This is a genomic window from Epilithonimonas sp. (genome assembly GCF_032055105.1).
In the GTDB taxonomy this organism is placed as follows: domain Bacteria; phylum Bacteroidota; class Bacteroidia; order Flavobacteriales; family Weeksellaceae; genus Epilithonimonas.
Genome location: NZ_DAMBRK010000005.1, coordinates 125610 through 150930, shown reverse-complemented (window position 1 = coordinate 150930; position 25321 = coordinate 125610). Strand labels below are relative to the sequence as shown.

22 protein-coding genes are annotated in these 25321 nt (G+C 35.0%); 15 read left to right on the top strand and 7 right to left on the bottom strand.

Annotation, left to right across the window (positions count from 1 at the left end):
• Positions 1–4: 4 nt before the first annotated feature.
• The gene (locus RTY06_RS06110) at positions 5–1540 is read right to left on the bottom strand and encodes a serine hydrolase (protein ID WP_312823565.1); all 1536 of its coding nucleotides are present in this window, start codon (positions 1538–1540) and stop codon (positions 5–7) included.
• Between the two features lie 99 nt (positions 1541–1639).
• Between RTY06_RS06110 and RTY06_RS06105 the strand changes: the two genes are divergently transcribed.
• The 3 genes from RTY06_RS06105 to RTY06_RS06095 all read left to right on the top strand — a co-directional run bounded on the left by RTY06_RS06105 (position 1640) and on the right by RTY06_RS06095 (position 6765).
• A complete protein-coding gene (locus tag RTY06_RS06105; protein WP_312823564.1) occupies positions 1640–2194 on the top strand; it encodes a DNA-3-methyladenine glycosylase I in 555 nt (184 codons plus the stop codon).
• A 148-nt stretch (positions 2195–2342) separates the two neighbouring features.
• Positions 2343–3701, top strand: coding sequence for an orotidine-5'-phosphate decarboxylase (gene pyrF / locus RTY06_RS06100; protein ID WP_312823562.1), 1359 nt, complete (start codon positions 2343–2345; stop codon positions 3699–3701).
• Positions 3702–3948: 247 nt separating this feature from the next.
• A complete protein-coding gene (locus tag RTY06_RS06095; protein ID WP_312823561.1) occupies positions 3949–6765 on the top strand; it encodes an aminopeptidase in 2817 nt (938 codons plus the stop codon).
• A gap of 55 nt (positions 6766–6820) precedes the next feature.
• Here the strand turns inward: RTY06_RS06095 and RTY06_RS06090 are convergent, their stop codons facing one another.
• Positions 6821–7585 carry a T9SS type A sorting domain-containing protein gene (locus RTY06_RS06090; protein ID WP_312823560.1) on the bottom strand — a complete coding sequence of 255 codons (765 nt, stop codon included), beginning with the start codon at positions 7583–7585 and terminating at the stop codon, positions 6821–6823.
• A 303-nt stretch (positions 7586–7888) separates the two neighbouring features.
• The gene (locus tag RTY06_RS06085; protein WP_312823559.1) at positions 7889–8647 is read right to left on the bottom strand and encodes a T9SS type A sorting domain-containing protein; all 759 of its coding nucleotides are present in this window, start codon (positions 8645–8647) and stop codon (positions 7889–7891) included.
• 155 nt (positions 8648–8802) lie between these two features.
• Between RTY06_RS06085 and RTY06_RS06080 the strand changes: the two genes are divergently transcribed.
• Positions 8803–12045, top strand: coding sequence for a hypothetical protein (locus RTY06_RS06080; RefSeq protein ID WP_409450828.1), 3243 nt, complete (start codon positions 8803–8805; stop codon positions 12043–12045).
• A 56-nt stretch (positions 12046–12101) separates the two neighbouring features.
• Here the strand turns inward: RTY06_RS06080 and RTY06_RS06075 are convergent, their stop codons facing one another.
• Positions 12102–12932, bottom strand: coding sequence for a sulfurtransferase (locus RTY06_RS06075; protein WP_312823558.1), 831 nt, complete (start codon positions 12930–12932; stop codon positions 12102–12104).
• A 95-nt stretch (positions 12933–13027) separates the two neighbouring features.
• Between RTY06_RS06075 and RTY06_RS06070 the strand changes: the two genes are divergently transcribed.
• Positions 13028–13984: an NAD-dependent epimerase/dehydratase family protein gene (locus RTY06_RS06070; RefSeq protein ID WP_312823557.1), complete on the top strand. Its 957-nt coding sequence runs from the start codon at positions 13028–13030 to the stop codon at positions 13982–13984.
• Positions 13985–14112: 128 nt separating this feature from the next.
• A complete protein-coding gene (locus RTY06_RS06065) occupies positions 14113–14820 on the top strand; it encodes a polysaccharide deacetylase (RefSeq protein ID WP_312823556.1) in 708 nt (235 codons plus the stop codon).
• A gap of 176 nt (positions 14821–14996) precedes the next feature.
• Here RTY06_RS06065 and RTY06_RS06060 read toward each other — a convergent pair whose 3' ends face one another.
• Both RTY06_RS06060 and RTY06_RS06055 read right to left on the bottom strand, forming a co-directional pair.
• The gene (locus RTY06_RS06060; RefSeq protein ID WP_312823554.1) at positions 14997–16202 is read right to left on the bottom strand and encodes a metallophosphoesterase; all 1206 of its coding nucleotides are present in this window, start codon (positions 16200–16202) and stop codon (positions 14997–14999) included.
• 81 nt (positions 16203–16283) lie between these two features.
• A complete protein-coding gene (locus RTY06_RS06055) occupies positions 16284–17363 on the bottom strand; it encodes a ketoacyl-ACP synthase III (protein WP_312823552.1) in 1080 nt (359 codons plus the stop codon).
• Positions 17364–17565: 202 nt separating this feature from the next.
• Between RTY06_RS06055 and RTY06_RS06050 the strand changes: the two genes are divergently transcribed.
• Positions 17566–18162: a YigZ family protein gene (locus tag RTY06_RS06050; protein WP_312823550.1), complete on the top strand. Its 597-nt coding sequence runs from the start codon at positions 17566–17568 to the stop codon at positions 18160–18162.
• A gap of 3 nt (positions 18163–18165) precedes the next feature.
• Here RTY06_RS06050 and RTY06_RS06045 read toward each other — a convergent pair whose 3' ends face one another.
• The gene (locus RTY06_RS06045) at positions 18166–18876 is read right to left on the bottom strand and encodes a zinc metallopeptidase (RefSeq protein WP_116034974.1); all 711 of its coding nucleotides are present in this window, start codon (positions 18874–18876) and stop codon (positions 18166–18168) included.
• Between the two features lie 111 nt (positions 18877–18987).
• Here RTY06_RS06045 and RTY06_RS06040 point away from each other — a divergent pair, with 111 nt between their 5' ends.
• From RTY06_RS06040 to nuoF, 8 genes are all read left to right on the top strand, one after another.
• The gene (locus RTY06_RS06040; RefSeq protein WP_312823548.1) at positions 18988–20112 is read left to right on the top strand and encodes a GNAT family N-acetyltransferase; all 1125 of its coding nucleotides are present in this window, start codon (positions 18988–18990) and stop codon (positions 20110–20112) included.
• 28 nt (positions 20113–20140) lie between these two features.
• On the top strand, positions 20141–20365 hold the full coding sequence (locus RTY06_RS06035) for a 2TM domain-containing protein (RefSeq protein WP_312823647.1): 225 nt from the start codon (positions 20141–20143) through the stop codon (positions 20363–20365).
• A gap of 120 nt (positions 20366–20485) precedes the next feature.
• Positions 20486–20857: an NADH-quinone oxidoreductase subunit A gene (locus RTY06_RS06030; protein ID WP_312823546.1), complete on the top strand. Its 372-nt coding sequence runs from the start codon at positions 20486–20488 to the stop codon at positions 20855–20857.
• Between the two features lie 91 nt (positions 20858–20948).
• Positions 20949–21509, top strand: coding sequence for an NADH-quinone oxidoreductase subunit B (locus tag RTY06_RS06025; RefSeq protein WP_312823545.1), 561 nt, complete (start codon positions 20949–20951; stop codon positions 21507–21509).
• Positions 21510–21515: 6 nt separating this feature from the next.
• Positions 21516–22010, top strand: coding sequence for an NADH-quinone oxidoreductase subunit C (locus RTY06_RS06020; RefSeq protein WP_312823544.1), 495 nt, complete (start codon positions 21516–21518; stop codon positions 22008–22010).
• Between the two features lie 80 nt (positions 22011–22090).
• On the top strand, positions 22091–23314 hold the full coding sequence (locus RTY06_RS06015; protein ID WP_312823542.1) for an NADH-quinone oxidoreductase subunit D: 1224 nt from the start codon (positions 22091–22093) through the stop codon (positions 23312–23314).
• A gap of 119 nt (positions 23315–23433) precedes the next feature.
• Complete coding sequence (locus RTY06_RS06010) at positions 23434–23943, top strand: NAD(P)H-dependent oxidoreductase subunit E (protein ID WP_312823540.1); 510 nt, start codon at positions 23434–23436, stop codon at positions 23941–23943.
• Positions 23944–23953: 10 nt separating this feature from the next.
• Complete coding sequence (gene nuoF / locus RTY06_RS06005; RefSeq protein ID WP_312823538.1) at positions 23954–25309, top strand: NADH-quinone oxidoreductase subunit NuoF; 1356 nt, start codon at positions 23954–23956, stop codon at positions 25307–25309.
• Positions 25310–25321 lie beyond the last annotated feature (12 nt).

The following is a 25321-nucleotide window of genomic DNA, read 5'->3' as shown; positions in this document are numbered from 1 at the left end:
CATCTTAATTAATTTTCTTCAAATCCAAATCCTCAAAATCAAAACTAAAATCCGTCACATCAGAGATTGGTTTCATTTTCGCAGAAACAGCTTTACCATTTTCATCAAAATTTAAAGTAAAAAAAGCATCCGCATCATAACTTCTGTCATCCCATTTTGCCACAAAAGAATTCGCTGAATATGGAATCAAATCTCCTTTCAGCCTTGGCGAAGATTTAGAAATAATTCTGTAACCTTTGCCTTGTTTAGAAACCTCAACAATCCCGAACCAATCATCTTTGTACCAACCGATGAATTGGTCTTCTTTCAAATCAGATTTGAATTTTGAAGCCTTATCATAAACTTCCTTCTTTTGTTTTGCGAAAGTTTCCTCATTTTTCTTATTTCTGTCGCCATAGAGTTTCAGCCAATCACGATTTTCAACGCCCAGGTAAGCATCTTTCACAGAATTCGTAATTGTAGAAAAAGCCGCGCCAGACTGTTGATTAGTCAAAACAACAATTCCAAGTTTCAAATCCGGAATCAATGTAAAGTGTGTAACAGTTCCTATCAAACCTCCAGAATGCTGAACTTGCAAATAACCTTTCACATCACTCAAAAACCAGCCTAAACCATAACCATAAAAATGGGTATCATAAGGTGAAGTCATCCCAACTTTATCCGGAATCTGAAGACTCCAAAGTTCGTGGGCATTTTTCTCAGAAACCAAACGTTTTCCATCCTTGGTCACAAATCTATTTAGGAGAAAATTCGCCCAAGTTGTCATATCTTGGATGTTGCTCATAATTCCGCCTGCCGCGTTCGCCGTTTCGTTCCAATCGTGAGGAACTGCAATGGCTTTTCCGTCAACCGGAGCGTGCGCATCAATGATATTCTGTGAATTTTTTGCACGATTATAAGAACCGAAACTAGCTGTCATTCCAATAGGTTTCATAATTCTCTGCTCAATAAAATCTGCCCATTGCAAACCAGAAACTCTATGAATCACTTCGCCGGCAACGATGAACATAATATTGTTATAATCCAAAGTCGTACGGAACGGATTTTCTGGTTTAAGGAATCTCACATTGTGAACAATATCATTAACAGTCAGATTTCCGCCTTCTGGAAAAAACATCAAATCGCCTTGTCCCAATCCTAATCCGGCTCTGTGAGTGATTAAGTCTTTTATTGTCACATTCTGAGAAACATAAGGGTCAGCCATTTGAAATTCAGGGATATATTTTGTCACTTTATCATCCCAATTTATTTTACCTTCGTCGGCTAAAATCGCTAAAGCGGTACAAGTAAAACCTTTACTGTTAGAAGCAATTCCTACCAATGTATTATCATCCATCGGCTGATTATTTTTAAGTGAACGAACACCGAAACCTTTCGCATAAATAAGCTTTCCGTCTTTCACTACACCAACAGACATTCCGGGAACGTCAAAGGTTTTAAGAGAATTTTGAATCAGTTCGTCTAATTTTTTTTCTTCAATCTGAGCATTGAAAAAGACAAATGAGAAAAGGAAAAAGGAAAAAGATAATGTTTTGTTCATTTTAAAAAAGCTTTGTACGAAGATAGGAATTTGTAATTTTTAATTGTTAATGATTATGGGTTAATTATCTTTACATTTCAAATTTAATTACAAAAAACAATGTCATATTGCCAAGCTATAGAAACAATGCAACCTGATGAAAGAAAAGCATTGCATAAAAATTACCACGATAATCACTACGGTTTTCCTATTCATAACGATGATGAATTGTTTGGAAGGCTGATTATGGAAATCAATCAGGCTGGATTGAGCTGGGAAACAATTCTGAAAAAAGAAGATTCTTTCCGAAAAGCTTACAGTGATTTCAGTATTGAAAAAATTGCTTCTTATACTGAAAAAGACAGAGAACGTCTATTGTCCGATGCTGGAATTATTAGAAATAAATTAAAAGTAAACGCAGCGATTGAAAACGCAAAAACTATTTTGGAACTGAAAAAGGAATTTGGTTCTTTTGAAAAATGGCTTGAACATCATCACCCGAAAACGAAGGAAGAATGGGTGAAACTATTCAAAAAAACATTTAGATTCACTGGTGGAGAGATTGTCGGTGAGTTTTTGATGAGTATTGGTTTTCTGAAAGGTGCCCATTCTGATAGTTGTAAAATCAATGAAAAGATTTTTGCGACTAATCCCAAGTGGAAAGAAGTCAAATAATGTTAGACACTTCGACTCCGCTCAGTGTGACATCTAATGAATATTATTAAAACATTGTCAGTCTGAGCGGAGTCGAAGACTTTATTATTAGTTGATTTTCTCTGTCTGAAAAATTCGCCTTAAATTTGTAGAAATCTAAAGAAAGTAAATGGAAAGTAAAAAAGAATTCTTCCTCGAGTGCTACAAACTCGGGATAATCAAGTTTGGGCGTTTTACATTGAAAAGCGGGATAGAAAGTCCGTTTTACGTTGATTTGCGACCACTCGCTTCTGATCCAAAAATCCTGAAAAAACTGGCCAATTATCTTTTGGAAATGCTTCCTTTGGATAATTTTGATATCATCTGCGGTGTTCCTTATGCGGCACTTCCGATGGCAACTGCAATGTCTCTTGAAAGTTACATTCCTTTGATTATCAAAAGAAAAGAAGCAAAATCTTACGGAACAAAAAAACTAATTGAAGGTATCTACGAAAAAGGACAAAACTGTCTTTTGGTAGAAGATGTCATCACATCCGGAAAATCTTTGGTTGAAACGATTGATGAAGTAGAAAATGAAGGCATCAAAGTTTCGGACATTGTTGTGGTTCTTGATAGAGAACAAGGCGGAAAAGAAAAATTGGAAGAAAAAGGCTACAAAGTTCATTCGCTTTTCAATATTTCTGAAGTTGTGGAAATTCTGAGAGAAGTGAATTATATCGATGACGAGGAAGTAGCTAGAATCAGAGATTTTGTGAACGGAAATCAAGTTGTTTTTGAAGAAAAGAAACGTTTGTCTTACGAGCAAAAACTTGAAGTTGCAGAACATTCTTTCGCTAAGAAAATCCTTGAAATTGCTATTGCAAAAAAATCAAACCTTATTGCTTCTGCTGATTTTATTACAACAAAAGAGTTATTAGATTTCGCTGATTTTGTTGGACCTCACATTGTGGCGCTGAAAACACACATCGATATTCTGAATGATTTTGATGCCGATGAAACAATTCTTCCGCTTAAAGATTTGGCAACGAAACATAACTTCCTTTTGATGGAAGACCGAAAATTTGCGGATATTGGAAACACTCAGGAATTGCAATTTTCTTACGGAACTTACAAGATTTCGAACTGGGCAGATTTGGTAACTTCTCACGTAATTGGCGGAAGTAAAAGCTTGGATTGCTTTATGAATGTTGGTGTGGTGGCGATTTTGGGAATGTCTTCTCAAGGTACTTTGACAGATTCTCATTATCGTGAAGAAGCAATGAAAGTGATAGAAAATCATCTTAATATCATCGGTTGTGTTGCTCAGAACGAAATTTCAGACAATCTACTCCTTTTCACGCCTGGCGTAAATCTTTCGCTTGCAGGCGATGACAAAGGCCAACAATACAATTCTCCAGAGCACGTGATTAAGAATTACGGAACAGATTTTATCATCGTTGGACGTGGCATTTACAAATCAGACGAACCGGAACAAGAAGCTTTGCGTTATAAAACAGAAGGCTGGAAAGCTTATCAAAGTACATTGTAAATTGTACAAAGTATAAAGTATTTTGGAAACCCTTTCAGAGTTTTGAACTCCGAAAGGGTTTTTCATTTTATCTGTCCGAAGTTTTCAACAATATTCAACATTGTCAGTCTGAGGTGAAGTTTATCCTGAGCTTGTCGAAGGGAAGACAAATAAACACTTCAAAAATCTTCATATTTTTTCCTTTTTTATAAAACATATCTTATTAATTTAGTGAAAAATTAGTAGTTTTAAATACTGATTAATTTTGATGAAGCGTTTTTTTTTGTGTTTAGTTTTATTGTTGACGAATTTCTGGGCAAAGTCTCAGCAAGACAGTATTTTGCTTAATGTAAAACTTAATGAAGACAAAAAATCAATCACGATTGAACAAGTTTTGATTTATCATAATCCTCATCAGAAATCAATTAATAAAATCAAGCTTCTGAATTGGGTTGCGGCTTATCAAAAAAGAAGAACACCTCTATTAAAACGCAAAGTTGAAGACCGCAAAAAAGACCTTTATTTTGCTAAAGACAATCAATTAGGAAAGCTGGAAAATCTCAAATATTCTTACGGAAATACATCTTCGGAAATCCTTAATAAAACTCAGGAAAATATTTTCATTCCGCTTTCCGAACCTTTGGAATCTGGGAAGCGTATTAAACTTAATCTAAAATATCAGATTCAGCTTCCTGACGCCCGTTTTACAGGCTATGGAGTTGATGTCAACAAGATTGTGTTGAAATATTTTTTTCTAGTTCCAGAAACTTACGAAACAGAAAATCAAAGCAATTCTTTTTACCGAGATATCGAAGAAACAGCCAACGCAGGTTCTTTCTGGAAAGTTGATTTTCAAGTGCCACAGAATTGGAAAATCTATTCTAATCTTAATCAGAAATCGGATTTAGCATTTGAAGGACAATCTATCAACGACCCAGAATTTCAATTATCAAATGAAATTTATCCTGAATTTTCAGTAGATATTGACGGACAAAAAATCAATATCCAGTTAGGTTATCAGGTTTCTGAATATCAAAGACAAATCTTAAATTCTGTCTTGAGTAATCATCTGAAATTCATAAAAGCAAGAATCGGAAATCTTCCAAATAAGCTTTTTATCACTCAGAAATTCCTGAATAAAGAAGAGTTTATTGGAATTGATGATATTAAATTCTGGAAATTCAAATACCAATTATTTACAGATTATGAAAAGACAGATCTGGATTATTTTAGCGTGATTTCTAAAAAGATTATGGACGATTATTTCATCACCAATAAAACGAATGACCATTGGCTGAAAAATGGTTTGAAGTCTTATCTCGAAATCCAATATCTAAAAAATTTCTATCCGAATCATCAACTTTTGGGGAATCTTCCAGACAACGCCAAAATATTTGGAATTAAACCTTTGAAATTGTTTCATGCTTCAAAACTGAAACTTTCCGAACGTTATGGATTGGCCTATCATTATATCTCGACTCAGAATCTTGACCAGAAAATTGACACGCCTTTTCATCAATTGAGTAATTTCAATACGACAGCCATCAGTCAATTTGAAATGGGTAATCTTTTGAATTATATCTCGGAATATCAAGGAACGGATTCTTTTGATTTTTCCCTTAAATCTTATTTATCATCTACTTACGGAACCAAGACAACAGGGAAAGATTTTCTTAATAATTTGGATAAATTCACGAGCGGAAAATCGATTTTTCTAAATCAAGTGATGAGTGAAAAGCACAGAATTAATTTTAATTTGAAGAATTTTAAAGAACAAAATCAAGATTATCTTGTTCATATTAAGGACAAAAACGCCACTAATATTCCTCTAAAAATCGAATCTGAAACTAAAAATGACGAAAAGAAAACATATTGGAAAGAGGGAAATTATAAAGTAAAAGATACGCTTTCCATTCCAAAAGAGAATGTCAATAAAATTGTTTTAAATGATAATTATGCTTTTCCAGAAGCTAATTTCCGAGACAATTACCTCTATACAAAAGGCTTGTTTTCTAATACGAAAAAGATAAGGTTCAAACTGGTAAAAGATGTTCAAAATCCAGAATATAATGAGATTTTCCTTACACCGAGATTGACTTTCAATGCTTATGACAAAGTTTTGTTGGGACTTAATTTTAAGAATCAAGGGATTTTTGACCAGAAATTTGATTATTCGTTCACGCCTTATTATAGTACAGGAACTGGAAAACTGACTGGTTCGGGAGCTATTGGCTATTCGATTTTACCTCCAAATAGTTTTTTCAGAAGTTGGAATTTCGCCGTTTCGGGGTCTTATTTTCATTATAATACCAATTTGGCTTATAAGAGATTTGGAGCCGGAACTTCCATTAATTTTAATAAAAATCCAAGAAGTGCGATTGGAAGAAGTTTGTATTTTTCTTACAACTATTATGACAGAGAATTGACTCCGCTGATGATTGAGAATAATCTGTACTCCAAATATAATCTTTGGAACTTAGGCTATTCTTATTCAGACAACCGCTTGATTCACGAGAAATATATCTCGACTAATTTGCAATGGATGGAAGATTTTCAGAAGATTTCTGCGGAAGCTTTTTACCGTTGGGAATTTTCTAAGGATAAGAAAATAAGTTTCCGATGGTTTGCAGGTTATTTTATTAAGAATGAAACCAAAAATGCGTTATTCAATTATGGTTTGTCAAGAGTTTCCAACTATTCTTTTTCTTATGGCTTATTGGGACAAAGTGCAACATCGGGGATTCTTTCTCAGCAATTTATTTTGGCAGAAGGTGGTTTCAAATCGATGTTCAACACATCAGTTAATCAATTTATCACCAGCTTGAATGTAGATTCTCATCTGTGGAAATGGTTCAATCTCTATGCAGATGCAGGTTTTTACAAGAACAAAAACAGAGCAACCCAGTTCATTTGGGATTCTGGAATAAAAGTTAAAGTTGTTCCAGACTTTTTGGAAGTTTATTTCCCAGTAGCTTCTACTTTAGGATTCGAACCCGGATTCAAAAACTATGGTTACAGAATCCGATATACTTTGGTTCTTAATCTTGGAGCATTGATTAATAATCTGAGACGAGGAGTTTATTAAAACAAAAAACCACCGATATTCTCGGTGGTTTTGTATTTAAAAGCTAATGCTCAAATTATTTTTTGATAACTTTTTGAGCTACTTTTTCTCCGTTTACAGAACCTGTAATAATGTAAACACCTTTTGCAAGAGAAGATACATTAAGAGTAGAACCTTCTGTTACTTTAGCAGCTTTTACCACTTGACCAGCTGCGTTGATAATTTGGATATCAGCAGTCTTAGCGAAAGCGATAGACTCTCTAACTACAGTGTTTTTAACTAAACTGAACTTTGATTTAGATAAATCATTAACAGCCATAGTTCCTTTTTCGTAAGCTAAGATATCATCAAAAGAAGCAGTACCTCCATTATACACTCTGAATGCTACATCTAAAGTAGCCGCATCTGCCCCTGCAGGCATTTCTACTGTATACTGAGTCCAAACTGATGCTGATGGAAGATATCCATTATTAGTTCTGAATGCATCTGTTGAAGCATCATCTGTAGTGTACACAGCTGTACCTGCCTGAGATTTATAAACACTCCAAAGTCTAGAATCTGTATCATCACCTGAAGACTTATACCAGAAAGAGATTACATAAGTCTTACCTCCTGTTACTGGAACATTTTGGTAGAAACCTGTAGTAGCTGTAGCAGTATATGTTGCACTGTTATTACCTGTATGAGCTCCTGTAGTAGCAATTGTCGGTGCAGTGTAGCCAGAACCAGTTCCAGCTGCCCAAGGTGCTAAGCCTGATTCAAAACCAGAGTTAACTGTTAAATTTTGAGCTGACACCAAAGATACTGCAGCAATACTTAAAATTGTAAAGATTTTTTTCATAATATGAAAGTTTAAAAATTGTTTTTAATTGTTTATTTAAAGGGTTGCTAAGTTAATAAAAAAATGTATTCCGCAAAATTTTGTTAGTTTTTTAACATTTACGCATTATTAAGATTAGATTACATCAATGATAGAAAATTATTATCTCAAAAAATTAACATTTTTGTATCTCAAAATCTCCTTTTTTTTCTTGCCACAAAAGTAAATATATTAATAAGACCATATGTTAAGCCTACTTTAAATAATAAAAAATAACGCATCGTTTGACAGATGCGTTATGAGGCTTAACTTTGATAAGTTCTTCTATTTTTTAATGATCTTTTGAGAAATCGCTTGTCCGTTTAAAAGACTTGTTACTATATAAGTTCCTTTCGGCAAAGCAGAAACATCTAATCTAGAGTTTTCAGTAACCTCAGCCGTTTTCACTATTTGACCAGTTATATTATAAACCGACACCTTTGTAGTAGTATCAAAGATCAATTCGTTTGAAACGATGGTATTTTTCACTAAGTTAGCTTTTCCTTTTGTAGCATCTACAACCGCCATAGTTTCATAAGCAGTCCAAGATACATCATCTATAGTTACCTGTTTGTTTCCATTAGCTGTACCTGTTGGATAAGAAATTTTGATTTTAACTGATCCTGACTTATTAACAGTAGTTGTAGAAGTTAAAACTGTAGTATCTTCTCCAGCAGCACCAAAAGTTGGAGTAACTGTTGTTTGAACACCATCAATAAAAACTGCTAAAACTCTTGTATTAGTTCCACCAGTGAAAGCTTTTCTATACTTGAATGTAAAAGAACCAACACCATTAGGAATTGTAAATTCTACAGAACTAGGTTCATCAGCCCTTCTTAACATAAGCCCTTTACCCGTAATTGCGTAATCACCTTCGTCACGAGAATGAGTGTATGCAACAGTAACACCCGACGTTTGTCCTGCAAAAGTACCATCTGCATAGGTTCCTGTTAATGATGTCGGAGCAGAGAAATCCTCAGATCCTTGCGCATTAATCGTTGCAGTTAAAGCTACTGCCGCTAGTAAAGAATAGATTTTTTTCATAATTTAAAAATTTAAAATTGTTATTGTTTTGTTTGCTATTCCAAATATAAAACTTTATGTTGTATTATACTTTTTAACAGTGGTTTCACGTTTTAAATAATTGTTAATTCGTGTGATAGCCTATTATCGTTAATTTTGGAGCGTACATCAATCGGGTGAAAAAGAATATCTACCTTTTGCTATTTTTCTCTTATTTTCTGGCATCAACCACTGTTAATGCACAGATTTTCAGTTGGAAAAACCCCAATATTCCACAAGATTCTCTCAAAAAAGATAGCATAGTAGTTTCTAAGATCAATCAGGATTTTTTCACCAAAGACACGCTTGACTTCATCAAAAAACAAAATCGCGTGATTTATGACGAAGAAGTTCTAGTAAAAAACGATAAGAAAAGAATCCTCGGAGAACTCAACTCCAAAGGTTCTATCATCCGAGGAATTACTTTTGGAAATAATCAAGGCTCCTCTGTGCAAAGTTCTATGGATATGCAAATTTCCGGAAAACTAAGTCCAGATGTTTCTATCTTAGCTTCCATTTCGGATCATAACCTACCTGTTCAAGCGGATGGATATACACAGACTTTGCAGGAATTTGACAAAATCTATCTTCAGCTTAACATCAAAAACCATAGCATCATCCGCGCCGGTCATCTGGATTTGAATGATGAAACGACTTATTTCGGACGTTATCAAAGACGAAGTATGGGTTTACAGTTTCTAACGAATTGGGAGCAGAACGGTAACAAAACTTCTGTAGATGTTTCTGGTGGTGTCGCCCGAAGCGAATTCTTTAGGATGCGTTTCCAAGGTATTGAAGGCAACCAAGGTCCTTATCGATTAACCGGAAAAAACGGAGAACTGTTCATCACGATTATCTCAGGTTCGGAACAGGTTTACATTGATGGCGTATTGATGAAACGTGGCGAAAATCAGGATTATACCATTAATTATAATACAGGCGAAATCACATTCACGAGTTTCCGCCCAATCTATAAGCAGAACTTCATCAATGTTTCATACAATTACACCAATCGAAATTACACCCGATTTCTCATCACAGGAAATATCAAACATCAGCGAGAAAGACTGAAAGCGGGATTCAGTTGGTTTATGGAGAATGATAATAAGAATGCTCCACTATCACTCAATCTTAGCGAAGAAGACCAGCAACAATTGGTGAATGCAGGTAATGATCCTACTTTGATGTACTCTCAGTCCGGCGTGGAAACAGAATACGACGTGAATAAAATCTTGTACAAAAGAGTATTCTCTGGCGATTCTTATTATTATGAATTCTCTACAGATCAAACACAGACGCTCTATCAGGTTTCCTTTACGTATTTCGGAAGCGGAAAAGGTGATTATCAATTGCAACAATCTACAAACAACGGCCGTGTTTTCCAATATGTAGGAACGGGATTAGGAGATTATCTCTCGGTAAGAAAATTACCTGCGCCAGAAAAGTCTCAGGTTTACTCTGCCAATGTAGAATATGCTCTGAATGAAGGTGTGATTGGTACAGATCTCTCGTTGAGTAATTACGACCTTAACGCTTTCTCATCAAAAGATAATGAGCAGAATATTGGTTACGCAGCAAGAATTTACGCTAATAAAACCTTCAAAAAGAATACTTGGACAGGAACTCCAATGGTGGAATATCAAGTGATTCAAAAAAACTTCCATATTCTTGATAGAATTAATAATGTAGATTTCTGGAGAGATTTTAACTTGACCAATGAGTTCAGTCAGATTACTCAGAACAGATTTATATTTTCTTTCCTTAATGATTTTAACAAGACTTCAAAAATCAATTACAAATTGAATTATCTTGAAGAAACAAACACCTACAAAAGCATCAAAAATGACATCGATGCTGTATGGAAAATCGGAAAGTTCAACAATCTTGCAGCTGTTTCTTATCTTGATACCAAATCAACTGACCTTAATACAAATTTCATCAGAGGTGCGGTTTCTACTGAATTAGCAAGCAAAAAAGGAAGCTGGATGTTGGGTGGTTCAATGGAACATAATGAGAAAAAATACAATGCAACACAATTGCTGGATGTGACGAGTTTTAGCTGGAAAGAGGTTTTCATTCAGAAAAAAATTTCGGACACTGCTAGAACTAAACTATTAACAAAAATTTATCTTCGAAGCAATGACTCCGTTCAAGATAATCGTCTGCAAAAGATGAACAACATTCTTGGGATTCAGGCTGAAAGTCAAATTATTAAAACCGAAAAAACTCAATTATCAACGTTAATTCATTACAGGAAGTTCTTTTATGAAAATCAGACTTTAGCAAATGACCAGAATCAGGATTTTTTAGTTGGAAACATCTTGTATAACCAGCAATTATTCAAAAACGGAATGCGACTTCAATTTTTCTACGAGCTTGGAAATGGTCAGGAAGCGCAACGAGAATTCCAATACATCAAAGTAACCGATGGACAAGGCGTTTACAAATGGACGGATTATAACAATGATGGCGTTCAGCAATTAGACGAGTTCGAAGTAGCAGAGTATGCAGATTTGGCGCAGTACATTAGAGTTTATACGAATAGCGTGAATTATTTAGCTTCTAACAAAAACAAATTACAAGTAGCTTTGTTTGTAAATCCTTCAGTTATTATCAGCTCTGAGAATGTTTTCTTGAAACGTTGGAACTTCAATTTATCTTTACTTTCTCAGAATTCTTATATGAAAGGTAGCAAGGTTTTGGTTTGGAATCCTTTCGAAAAACAAGCTGACCAGTTGCTGAGAACTCAGAATATTTTGGCTTCAGCTTTATTCAATTCTAATGATAAATCCGGCTGGAACGGTAGTTATCGATATACAGATAATGATAATTTGGTAAATGCTAATTTCAGTAACGAAGTACATTCTCAGAAATCTCATTTTATGAATGTTGGCTATTATTTCACTAAGGCTTTCCGTGCAGATTGGGAAAATATGTTGCAGAATGTAACCAATAGTTCACAAGTTTACAACACCCGAAATTACCTTCTCCAAAACTGGGAAACAAAGCCAAAAGCAACTTACAAACTCACAGAAACCCTTCAAACCGAATTATTTGGAGCACTTCGTCAGAAAAAAAGAACCGACGGTGAAGAACTTTTGAAAACCTACGAAATCTCAGGAACACTCCAATGGGAGAAAGCCAAAACATCCATTAGAGCTAATTTTTCTTTCATCAATAATCATTTTATAGGAAACAGCTACAGCATTGTCGGAAATCAAATGCTAGAAGGCTTGAAAGCCGGGAAAAACCAAGTCTGGACTTTATATATTCAACAAGCTATCAATTCATTCATTCAACTCAATGTAAATTACGAAGGTCGAAATTCCGGCGACAGAACCATCCACATCGGAAGTATGCAAATCCGCGCAAGCTTCTAGAATAATGATTAATTGTTAATTATAAATGGTAACAATTAATCATTAGCAATTGACAATTAAATTTCGTTTCTACTCCACTCGCTCCAGCTTCCGACGTAAAGATTCGGGATTTCAAGACCTGCATAATCCAAAGCCAAAAGAGAATGACAAGCCGTTACGCCACTTCCGCAATGGAACGTGATTTTGCTTTTATCATATTGATTAAACAATTCAGAATATAGATTTCTAAGTGTTTCAGGAGATTTAAACAAACCATTTTCATCCAGATTATCTGAGAAAGGAAAATTCTTGGCATTTGGGATATGTCCTGCTACTAAATCAATTGGTTCTGTAATCCCTTGATAACGCTGAGATTCTCTTACATCAACAATCACAGCATCTGAATCTTGAGTGGCATTTTTCACATCTTCAATCCAAATCTGTGGCAATTGCCAATCTTTGTAATCAGAAATATATTCAGTTTTTGGATACGAATTTTCTCCAGAACTTAAAGGATAACTTTGACTCTCCGCAAATTGTAAACCGCCATTCAAAACCTGAACATTGTTGTGACCAACTGCTTTCAACATCCACCAAAATCTCGCGCCTGCATTGGCTCCATTTTTATCATCATAGATTACAACGTGAGAATCTTTATCAATTCCTAATTTCCCTAAAGTCTTGATAAAATTTTCAAACTTCGGAAGCGGATGACGACCTCGATTTTTTGGATTATCTATTTCTGCTAAGTCAGAATTAAGATCTACATAAACGGCATTTTTGAGATGTTTCTTTTCGAATTCAGTTTTTGAATCTGGTCCAGTTCTCACATCAAAGATTCGAAGATTGGGATTTTTGGACAGTTGCAAAAATTCATTAATTTGTATAATTGGTGATTGTTTATTCATTTTATGAAATTAATAAAAAAATTATTGGAATTCTTTTTGATTCTCAATCCCAAATTTAATTAGATTTGCCAATCAATAAAAGTAAAAATGAAACTATGACAGAAAAAATCCTAATCACAGGCGCACTTGGCCAAATCGGAACAGAGTTAACCGTTAGATTATCAGAAATATATGGTAAAGAAAACGTTATCGCATCCGGATTGGACAAGTGGAAAGAAGGCATCACCGAAGCTGGCTATTATGAGAGACTTGATGTAACTAATTTTCAAGCTGTTACAGAAGTTATCAAAGAACATAATATTACAACAGTATATCATTTAGCTTCACTTTTATCAGGAACATCAGAAAAACAACCACTTTTTGCTTGGAAACTCAACCTTGATCCGTTGATTCATCTTTGTGAATTAGCAAAAGAAGGAACACTGAAGAAGATTTTCTGGCCAAGTTCAATCGCCGTTTTTGGAAAAGGAATCCCGAAAGAAAATGTGGGACAAGAAGTTGTTCTTAATCCAACAACCGTTTACGGAATCTCAAAAATGGCAGGTGAAAAATGGTGCGAATATTACTTCGAAAAATATGGTGTTGACATCAGAAGTATTCGTTATCCCGGTCTGATTTCTTGGAAAGCTCCGGCCGGTGGAGGAACTACAGATTATGCTGTTGAGATATTTTATGAGGCAGTAGAAAATGGAAAATACACAAGTTTCATTAGCGAAAATACAGCAATGCCAATGCTCTATATGGACGACGCAATTGAGGCAACAATTAAGCTGATGACAGCTCCAAAAGAAGAGGTAAAAATCCGTTACTCATACAATCTTGGAGGAATGAGTTTTACACCAAAAGAACTAGCATCAGAAATTAAAAAAACTATTCCGGATTTTGAGATAAAATATGAACCGGATTTCCGTCAGGCGATTGCAGATTCTTGGCCTGCAAGTATAGATGATTCTGCCGCTAAACAAGATTGGGGATTGGATTACAAGTTCGATATTTCATCAATGTCAATAGATATGATAAATAATCTTAAGAAAAAACTTAACAAAGAGTAAAATCTAAACTATCAGTTTTAGTTAAATTAATTTTAACATTTGATTTTTAATTCATTAAAAAATTCATCTCAATTATAATTTAAGTGGTTTTATTGACTTTCAACATATCATTATCGGAAAATAAGGCTTTGAAAACTAAAAACATTTCAGAATCTGAATTGATAACTTCTATCGAAGAAAAAGTTAACTCTACCCTACTCTTGTTGGAGCTTCACGAATTTCAAGCTACATTTTTCATTGACATTGCTCTTGCTGAAGGACTAAAAAAATCCATAAAAAGCATTTCATTTGCGGGTCATGAAATCTCATTTTATAATAGCAATTCTGACCTGCAAACCATAGAAAAAGTGAAGCAAAATTTGGAAGATTTTTTACAAAAACCAATCAGAGGTTTGAGGCAAAAATACCACCAGATTTCTTACTCGGAAATCAAGAAATTAGACTTCAACTACATCTCCAATATCGAGGAATCGAGAATCAATTTTCTATGGCGAAAGTTGACCGCAAAAACCGAAATTCATATTGAAAATGATTTGACAATTGTTCCGGAAAGCCAGTCGCCTTATTCTCAACTTCCGTTCAATGATTATGTCCTTCAAGTGACTCCGATGAAGTATTATGAAAGTATGCTTTTGGAAAGCTTGAAGAACAATGAGTATGTAATGATCTATGCCAACATTTGGCAATTATATGATTCCGAAGACATGCCAATTGAGATTCCTTTTTATAAAAAAATAAACATCGGCAGAAAATTCGAAGACCGACTTGAAAAGCTATTTCAATTCATTGATGAAAATGAAATAGCAGTTTCGAGAATGAAAGATTATTTGTTTTAACTAAAAAATATTAGATTAAAAATTTATCAAATAAAAAGAATTATTTTTCAATTATTAATAATTCTTATAGAATAAGGTTAGGTAACGAAAAACATATAGCGACCTTACGGAAACCATACAGAAAAGCCTGTTATCATCGATTGGATAAACAGGCTTTTTTATTATTAAAAAGATAATTAACTCAATTCAAAAACTGTGATTTCTGGCAACACTCCTACTCTACCAGGATAACCAATAACTCCAAATCCGCGGTTGACATAGAGATATTTATCTCCATTTTGATAAAGGTCTGCCCATTTTGGGTATTTGTATTTCACAGGCGACCATTTGAAGTTTTTCAGGTCAATTCCGAACTGCATTCCGTGCGTATGCCCGGAAAGTGTTAATTGTATGTCTTTCGGATGATTCTTTACGACAGCATCAAAATGTGAAGGATCGTGAGACATCAGGATTTTACAAGCTTCAGTTGGTACATTTTGCGTTGCTTTATCCAAATCTCCAAATTGTGGAAACGGTGGAATTCCCCAGTTTTCCACACCAAGAATGTATAATTTCTCACCATTTCTTTCAATGATTCTGTGTTCATTTCTGAGCATTTCGAAGCCTGCTTTCCGCTCGTTTTCTATAAGTTTCGGAATATTATTCTTTTGCTCATCGATATTTTTCCAAACGCCATATTCGCCATAATCGTGGTTTCCTAAAACCGCCAATTTCCCGTCTTTTCCTTTAATCTGAGAAAACAAATCAATGAATGGAACAAACTCATCCGCATAATTGTTCACCATATCTCCGGTAAATAAAACCAAATCTGCATTTTGATTATTAATCAAATCAATAGCGTGTTGCAAATGTTTAGGATTTTGGAAACTTCCGCTATGAACATCAGAAATCTGAACGATTTTATAGCCTTTGAAACTTTCCGGTAAGTTTTTCAGCTTAAGTCTCACAACTCTCGCTCTATGACGGTATTTTCCAAAGATAATTCCATCCAGAACAATTCCTGCTAAAATAGCTCCGGAACCAAGTCCAACTAAGCTTATAAACTTCCTTCTCGAAGGATAATTATGATTTTCTGTCGCCACATAATTGTAACCGAAATTCAGAAGTCTGATTAAATCCTCAATCAAAAGGAAAACAGCAATCAAAAGCTTTGGCAACACAAAAATCAAAATCATAGAAAACACGATTTGAAGTTTGAGATATTTGTGTGAAGCCTTATCAAAAGTAAGAATTGAATAAAACAAAAACACATAAATCAGAATCGTCGGGATCCAATAGATAAATCTACCATTCTGATTGGTATAAACCGTTTTAAAAGCCAGATAAACGTAAGCTTCCAGCAGTAGAAAAACTCCCAGAAGAAATAAAATTGTCTTTTGCATATTGTGATAAAAAACAAAAGGAATAAAAATTTATTCCTTTTAGTATGATGACGTTTAAAATTTATATTTACTTTAAATGATTTATATTTTCCCTTCCGGAAACTTATAAACCACACAATTGATGTTCATCCCTGCTCCAACCGACGTGAAAATAATATGAGAACCCGGCGTGAATTGCTGACCTTCCATCTTTCCTTTTCTGATTAAATCAAACAAAGTAGGAACCGTCGCAACCGAAGAATTCCCAAATTCCTGAATCGTCATCGGAGAAATCGCGTGGTCGTAATCCTTTTGCCCATATAACTTGAACAATCTTCCAATCATTGCGTAATCCATTTTTGCATTCGCCTGATGAATCAGGATTTTTCCAATATCAGAAATATCAAGACCAGCTTTATCAATCGTCGCCTTTATGGCATCAGGAACGTTTTTAAGAGCGTATTCATAGATTTTACGACCTCTCATTCTGATGAATAATTGAGTTTGGTCGTGCTCAAGATTCAATGAAGGGCCATTTTCCAAATAGCATAATTCCTCGCCGTTATCGCAAAGTGTATTATCTGCTAAAACTCCAACTGTAGAATCTTCAGTCGCTGTTACAACAACTGCTCCGGCGCCATCCGCAAAAATCATTTTGTTTCTATCGTAAGGATCAGTCACTCTACTTAGAGTTTCTCCACCAACAACCAAAACAGTTTTTGCTTTTCCAGCTTTTATCATTGTATCAGCCAAAATAAGAGACTCAACCCAACCCGGACATCCGAAAATCATATCATAATTGATACAATCTCTTCTTTTGATTCCTAATTTTCCTTTTAACCTTGCAGAAAGGGACGGCATAAAATTCGGAATTCCGTTAACATCAACTTCACCAAAATTGGTTGCGAAAATGATGTAATCAATCTCTTCTTTATCAATACCCGCATCTTCGATAGCCTCTAAAGAAGCCCTGTGAGCCAAATCTGAGTTAAAATCTTCCGGATTAGCATATCTCCTTCTTTCTATCTCTGTAATCTCAACAAATTTGCTGATAATCTCCTCAGTTGATTTTTCAATCAATTGATTATTATCATCATAGAATATTGCATCTTTGAAATGAGAACCATCTACTATGTTTTCCGGAACATAACTTCCAGAGCCAATGATTAATGTATTAGGCATTGAATTTTAAAAATTTGATTGCAAAATTACATAAAATTTAATTCATCAAATTTTATTTTTTTAAGCATTTTTTAAGAGAGTAATATCAGTCAACTCAAAATCATCATAAAAAACACAAATACAGTAACAAAACATCATTTTTTCGAGTTATTAATAAATTTATTTAATTTAAAATTCTCTCGAAAATCTTTACTTTTGACGAATGTTTGAATTCCAAACCATAGAAAAACCGATTGAAGACACCCTACTCAAAGAGAAAGGAAGCAAGTTCATTGGTTTCGCCTATCCAGTCAATTCTGAAGCCGAAATCAAGGATAGATTAAATCATCTCTATGAAATCCACCCTAAAGCAACACATCATTGTTATGCGTACAGACTTGGAATCAATGGAGAAAATTACAGAGCCAATGATGACGGAGAACCTTCTGGAAGTGCTGGTTTACCAATCTACAATCAGCTTCTTGCTCATCAGATAACCAATGTTTTGGTTGTTGTCATCCGATATTACGGAGGAACAAAACTAGGCGTTGGCGGATTGGTAAAAACCTATAAAGAATCTGCAAAATTCACTTTGGAAGAAGCAGAAATCATCACCAAAAAATTAGAATCCGAAATTGAAATAAGATTCAAATTTTCTCATCAAAATCAGATTTTCACGCTTCTGAATAAATATGATGCGAAAATCTTAGATTTCGATGCGCAGGAAATTTGCATCATTAGAGCCAACATCAAAACCGCTAAAAAAGAAAACATCTCAAACGAATTGTCTGAGATGCTTTTGGAATTTAATATTTCATAACTTTTAATCCCTTCTATTTCCCATAAGCATTGATGCAAAATAAATAAGCTGCGCTAATGAACCCAACGCTGCAACAACATACGTTCTCGCCGCCCATTTAAGCGAATCTTCCGCTCCTTCATATTCTTCCGAAGTTACAGTTCCGGTGGATTTCAGCCATTGTAATGCGCGATTACTAGCATCATATTCTACAGGAAGAGTTACAAATGCGAACAAAGTAGTTATAGCAAAAAGAATAACGCCAATAGCTAAAACTGTAGTGTTTCCGTTCGGGTTGTCGATACTTCTTGTCGCTGCCATTATGGCAATACCTGCGAACAAAACAAATTGCAAAAGATTAGAACTAATATTCACAATCGGAACCATTTTTGATCTCAATTGCAACATAGAATAACCGACAGCGTGCTGAACTGCGTGTCCGCATTCGTGAGCTGCAACTGCCGCTGCCGCCGCATTTCTCTGCATATAAACAGCTTCGGAAAGATTAACGGTTTTATTTTCAGGATTATAATGGTCTGTCAATTGCCCCGGAACCGAAACCACTTGAACATCCATAATCCCGTTATCTCTCAACATTTTTTCTGCCACTTCTTTTCCGGACATTCCGTTTCTGAGGTGGACTTTAGAATAATATTCGAATTTGGATTTCAATCTGGAAGAAACTATCCAGCTTATAAGCATTGAAACTCCAATAATTAAGTAATAACCTGTCATTATTTTGAAAATTTACATTAAAATAAATTATGCAATTTTATAGAAAAATTATGCCAAAGCATTGCTTTTTTCGGCTTAAAAACTATATTTGCCCTATTGATTAGCAAGAATATGGAAAATGTCATTATAAAGCAAGTTGTTACAGAAAACGACCTGACAAACTTCATCAAATTCCCAATGGAATTATACAAAAACAACCCGAATTTTGTCCCGCCATTGATTAATGAAGAAAAAAACATTTGGAACAAAGATGAAAATCCAGCTTTGTTATATTCTGTTGCAAAACAATTTTTAGCTTATAAAAACAACAAAATCGTTGGCAGAATTGCTGTGATGATTAATAATAAAGAAGCTCAGGAATTAGGAATTAAAAAAGTAAGATTCGGGTGGATTGATTTTATTGATGACGAGGAAGTTTCTAAAGCTTTAATTAATGAAGCTATTAAATATGCCAAGGAAAATCAAATCAATAAAATTGAAGGTCCAATGGGATTCACCAATCTTGACAAAGCAGGAATGCTGATTTTCGGATTTGATAAATTAGCAACGATGATTGGAATTTACAACTTCGATTATTACCCTAGACATCTTGAAAAATTAGGTTTAGCAAAAGAAAAAGAATGGGTAGAATTTGAGTTGCAGTTCCCTGATGTTTTGCCTGAAAAAATTGAAAAATTCAGCGCTTTGATTGCTCAGAAATATAAATTGAGAACGTTGAAATTTAATAATAAAAAAGAGATTCTTCCTTATGTTGAACCAATGTTCAAGCTATTGGATGAAACTTACAAATCACTTTCTACATATACACCAATCACAGACGAGCAAATTAAAACTTATAAAGAGAAATATTTCAGTTTTATAGATAAGGATTACATCACTTGTGTTGCGGATGAAAATAATGAGTTGGTTGCATTTGCGATTACAATGCCTTCTTATTCCAAAGCTTTGCAGAAAGCAAAAGGTAAACTTTTCCCATTCGGTTGGTGGCATTTTTTACAAGCCGGAAAGAAAAACGACAGAGCCAATTTTTACCTTATCGGAATTCATCCGGAATATCAAAGACGTGGCGTAACGTCAATGATTTTCAAAGCGATTCAAATGAATTTGAAAAGTAAAGGAATCAAATTTTTGGAAACCAATCCGGAATTGGAAGAAAATAAAAACGTGCAGGTTCTTTGGCAGGATTATCATCCGGTTCATCATAAAAGCAGAAGAACTTATTCATTGGAGTTTTAATCGTTAAACAATTGTTTAACAAAAATAAATTAATAATCAAGAATTTAATCTAAAAAAGCAAAAAAGATTGAAAAAGCAACTATACATCTATGCCGTTCTAATTATCTTGTTTGTAGCCTACAATTTCTACAAACCAATCGAAGATGAGAGAACCGATACAGTGATCAACATATTGTTTGCCAGCGTATTATTCCTATACATTGCATATATTGCTTATCTCGTTCTCAAGAAAATCGGAAAGAAAGAGAAGTAGATCCTTATTTATAACAATTCTAAATTTTCAAAAACAGACTTTTGTCTCCTCTTCATAAGGGCGATAATTTACTATATTAAATCTTTATTTAGTATTTTTGCATAGTTAAATTTAGACTTTATGAATTTACCAGAAAATTATATTCCTATACTAATTCAAGCGGCAGTTGGCCTTGGATTCGTAGCCGTTTCTTTGCTTGGAGCGCATTATTTGGGTCCAAAACAAAAGAAAGGAAATTCTGTAAAAAACCAAAGCTGGGAATGCGGTGTAGCTGTTGAAGGAAACGCAAGAACACCTTTTTCAATCAAATACTTTTTGACTGCGGTTTTGTTTGTACTATTCGATATAGAAATCGTATTTTTTTATCCTTATGCTGTTAACTTCAGAGAATTTGGAATGGAAGGCTTTTTAGCGGTTCTTACATTCGTAGCTATTTTCTTTGTGGCGTTTTTCTATGTTTGGAAACGTGGTGCATTGGATTGGGATAAATAAAGAATTATAACTTTTAAATTAAAATTTTAGATATTGGTTTTGAATTTGAATTAATTTAAAATCTAAAGTTTAAAATCTAAAATCAAATAAAATGTCAGATAAAAAACCAGTAATAATAACAGATGCGCCAGCTCCTGAAGGATATGAAGGAGAAGGATTTTTCGCAACTAAACTGAGCAGTGTAATCGGGATGGCAAGAAAGTTCTCACTTTGGCCTTTACCTTTTGCAACTTCTTGTTGTGGTATCGAATTTATGGCGACATTGAATCCAACCTATGATGCTTCAAGATTCGGAATGGAAAGAAACTCTTTCTCTCCAAGACAAGCGGATATGTTGATGGTTTGTGGAACTATTTCTAAGAAATTAGGACCAGTTTTGAAAGAAGTTTACACCCAGATGGCCGAGCCAAAATGGGTAGTTGCTGTTGGAGCTTGTGCTTCCAGCGGTGGTATTTTTGATACTTATTCTGTTTTGCAGGGGATTGATAAAATCATTCCTGTTGACGTTTATGTTCCTGGCTGTCCGCCAAGACCTGAGCAAATCATCGAAGGGGTAATGCAGGTTCAGGCTTTGGCAGAAAGCGAAAGCATCAGAAGAAGAGATACGCCTGAATATCAGCATTTATTAGATTCTTACAATATTAGCAACTAAGAGAAAATGACGAACGAATTTGTATTAGAAGCTATCACAAGAGAGTTCCTGGAATCTGTAATTTCAAGTTCAGAACCTTATGGAATGTTAACGATTGAAATCAAAAAAGATGATATCAAGAAAGTGATTCATTACTTGAAGGATTCAACTTTAGAATTCAATTTCCTGACTGACATCTGCGGAATCCACTATCCTGAAACACCTGAAAAAGAAATCGGAGTCGTTTACCACTTGCATAATTTGGTAGCGAATGTCAGATTGCGTCTTAAAATCTTTATGACAAGAGAAAACATCGAGGTTGATTCTCTTGTAGAATTGTATGCTGGAGCAAACTGGATGGAAAGAGAAACTTATGATTTCTACGGAATTAAATTCAAAGGACATCCTGATTTGAGACCAATCCTTAATATGGAAGACCTTGGATATCATCCAATGCTGAAGGAATATCGTTTGGAAGACGGAACAAGAACTGACAAGAACGATAGTATGTTCGGAAGATAGGACAAATTTGAAATTGATTATTTGAAATTTGAAATAATTCAAATCTCAAACTTCAAATCTCAAACCTCAAATAAATTATTATGAAAGATAACTCATTATCTAATATACTTAACCAATACGACAGTAAGGAACAAATCGACGGACAATTGTACACGTTGAACCTTGGACCTACTCACCCTGCGACTCACGGGATTTTCCAGAACGTTCTTACAATGGACGGAGAAAGAATTCTCCACGCAGAGCAGACTGTTGGTTATATCCATAGAGCTTTTGAAAAGATTTCTGAAAGAAGAAATTTTGCTCAAATTACTACTCTTACAGACCGTATGAACTATTGTTCTGCTCCAATCAACAACCTTGGTTGGCATATGACAGTAGAAAAACTGATTGGTGTCAAAGTTCCAAAACGTGTAGATTATATGCGTGTTATTTTGATGGAATTAGCAAGAATCGGTGACCATTTGATTTGTAATGGTGTAACAGGTATGGACTCTGGAGCAATTACAGGTCTTACTTATATGTTCATCGAAAGAGAGCGTATCTATGATATGTACGAGCAAATCTGTGGTGCGAGAATGACAACCAATATGGGAAGAATCGGAGGATTCGAAAGAGATTTCACACCGAAGTTCCACGAGTTATTGAAAGATTTCTTAAAAACTTTTCCAGAGAGATTCCAAGAGTTCTGTAACCTTTTGGAAAGAAACAGAATCTTTATGGACAGAACGATTGGCGCAGGAGCAATTTCAGCAGAGAGAGCTTTGAGCTATGGTTTCACAGGTCCAAATCTACGTGCAGCGGGTGTTGATTATGATGTTAGAGTTGCGCAGCCTTATTCTTCTTATGAAGATTTTGATTTTATTATTCCTGTAGGAACTGCTGGAGATACTTACGACCGTTTTATGGTTCGTCAGCAGGAGATTTGGGAATCGTTGAAAATCATTAACCAAGCTTACGACAATCTGCCAGAAGGTCCTTTCCACGCAGATGTTCCGGAATTTTATCTTCCTGAAAAAGCAGACGTTTATCAAAAAATGGAAGCTTTGATTTACCATTTCAAAATTGTAATGGGAGAAACAGATGTTCCTAAAGGCGAAGTTTACCACGCTGTTGAAGGTGGAAATGGAGAATTAGGATTCTATCTTGTAAGTGATGGTGGAAGAACTCCTTACAGACTGCACTTCAGAAGACCTTGTTTCATCTATTATCAAGCGTATCCAGAAATGATTCAGGGTTCTGTAATCTCTGATGCGATTGTTACGATGTGTAGTATGAATATTATTGCGGGAGAATTAGACGCATAGAAAGACATTAAGAAAAAAGATGAAAGATAAAAGACTTTCATCCCAAAATAAAAATTGAATTTAGAATTCAGAATTGCGAGTCTTAACTCTTTGTTCTTGGTTCTTTAATCTTAAATAAAATGAGCGAAACAATTGCTTTTAAACCTGAAAGCTTAGCACAGGTTCATAAAATTATCGCAAGATATCCGGAAGGAAGACAAAAGTCTGCTCTTATTCCTGTTTTGCATTTGGCACAAAAAGAATTTGATGGTTGGCTGGCTGTTCCGGTAATGGATTATGTTGCAGAATTATTGAGTATCACGCCTATTGAAGTATATGAAGTGGCAACTTTCTATACAATGTTCAATATGAAACCGGTTGGGAAATATGTTTTGGAGGTTTGCAGAACCGGTCCTTGTATGCTGAACGGAAGTGATAATATTCTTGACCATATCCGAAAGAAATTAAATATCAAAGACGGAGGAACTTCTGAAGACGGATTATTCACTTTGAAACCTGCTGAATGTCTTGGAGCGTGTGGATATGCACCAATGATGCAGTTGGGGAAATTCTTTCACGAAAATTTAACAATAGAAAAAGTTGACGAGATTCTTGACCTTTGTAGACAAGGAGCCATCGCTTTAGATTAATATTAAAGAAATGGGTAAAAAACTTTTACTTAAAAATGCACATATAGAGGGAATTCGTTATTTCGAGACTTATCGTAAGCACGGTGGTTACGAAGCCGCGGAAAAAGCTCTTAAAATGAAACCTGAAGAAATCTTGGAAGAGGTTAAGACTTCCGGACTTCGTGGTCGTGGTGGCGCAGGTTTCCCGACTGGAATGAAGTGGAGTTTTCTTGCAAAACCAGAAGGCGTTCCAAGACACTTGGTTGTAAATGCTGACGAATCTGAACCAGGTACTTTCAAAGATAGATATCTAATGGAGTTTCTTCCTCATCTTTTGATTGAAGGAATGTTAATTTCATCTTACACTTTAGGTTCCAATACATCCTATATATATATCAGAGGAGAATATTCTTGGATTCCGGATATTTTGGAAGAAGCAATCGATGAGGCGAAAGCAGCAGGATTTCTTGGAAAAAATATCTTAGGAACAGGTTTCGATTTGGAAATTTATGTTCAAAGAGGTGGTGGAGCTTACATCTGTGGAGAAGAAACTGCATTGCTTGAATCCCTTGAAGGGCGACGAGGAAACCCTAGATTGAAACCACCTTTCCCGGCTGTAAAAGGACTTTGGGAAAGACCAACGGTTGTTAATAATGTTGAATCTATTGCTGCAGTTGTTCCAATCATCGAAATTGGTGGTGCTGAATATGCTAAAATCGGTGTTGGAAGGTCAACAGGAACTAAATTGATTTCTGCTTGTGGTAACATTAACAAACCAGGCGTTTATGAAATCGATATGACGATTACGGTTGAGGAATTCATTTATTCTGATGAATATTGTGGTGGAATCCCGAATGGTAAAAAGCTGAAAGCTTGTATTCCTGGAGGAAGTTCTGTTCCAATTGTTCCAGCAAACTTATTACTGAAAACAATCAATGGCGAACCAAGATATATGAATTATGAATCTTTGGCTGACGGTGGTTTTGCTACCGGAACGATGATGGGTTCAGGAGGATTTATTGTTTTGGATGAAGACCAGTGCGTTGTTAATCATACAATGACTTTAGCAAGGTTCTACAATCACGAGAGTTGTGGACAATGTACACCTTGCCGTGAAGGAACGGGTTGGATGTACAAAATCTTGAAAAAAATAGAAAAAGGAGAAGGTAAAATGGAAGATATTGATTTGCTTTGGGACATCCAGAGAAAAATCGAAGGTAATACTATTTGTCCTCTTGGAGACGCAGCAGCTTGGCCAGTTGCAGCAGCTATTAGACACTTCAGAGATGAGTTCGAATGGCACGTTAACAATCCTGAGTTGAGCCAAACTCAAAATTACGGAATAGCAAATTATGCAGACCCTATTCCTGTTGTAAGTAGTAATTAAAAATAATAAAGT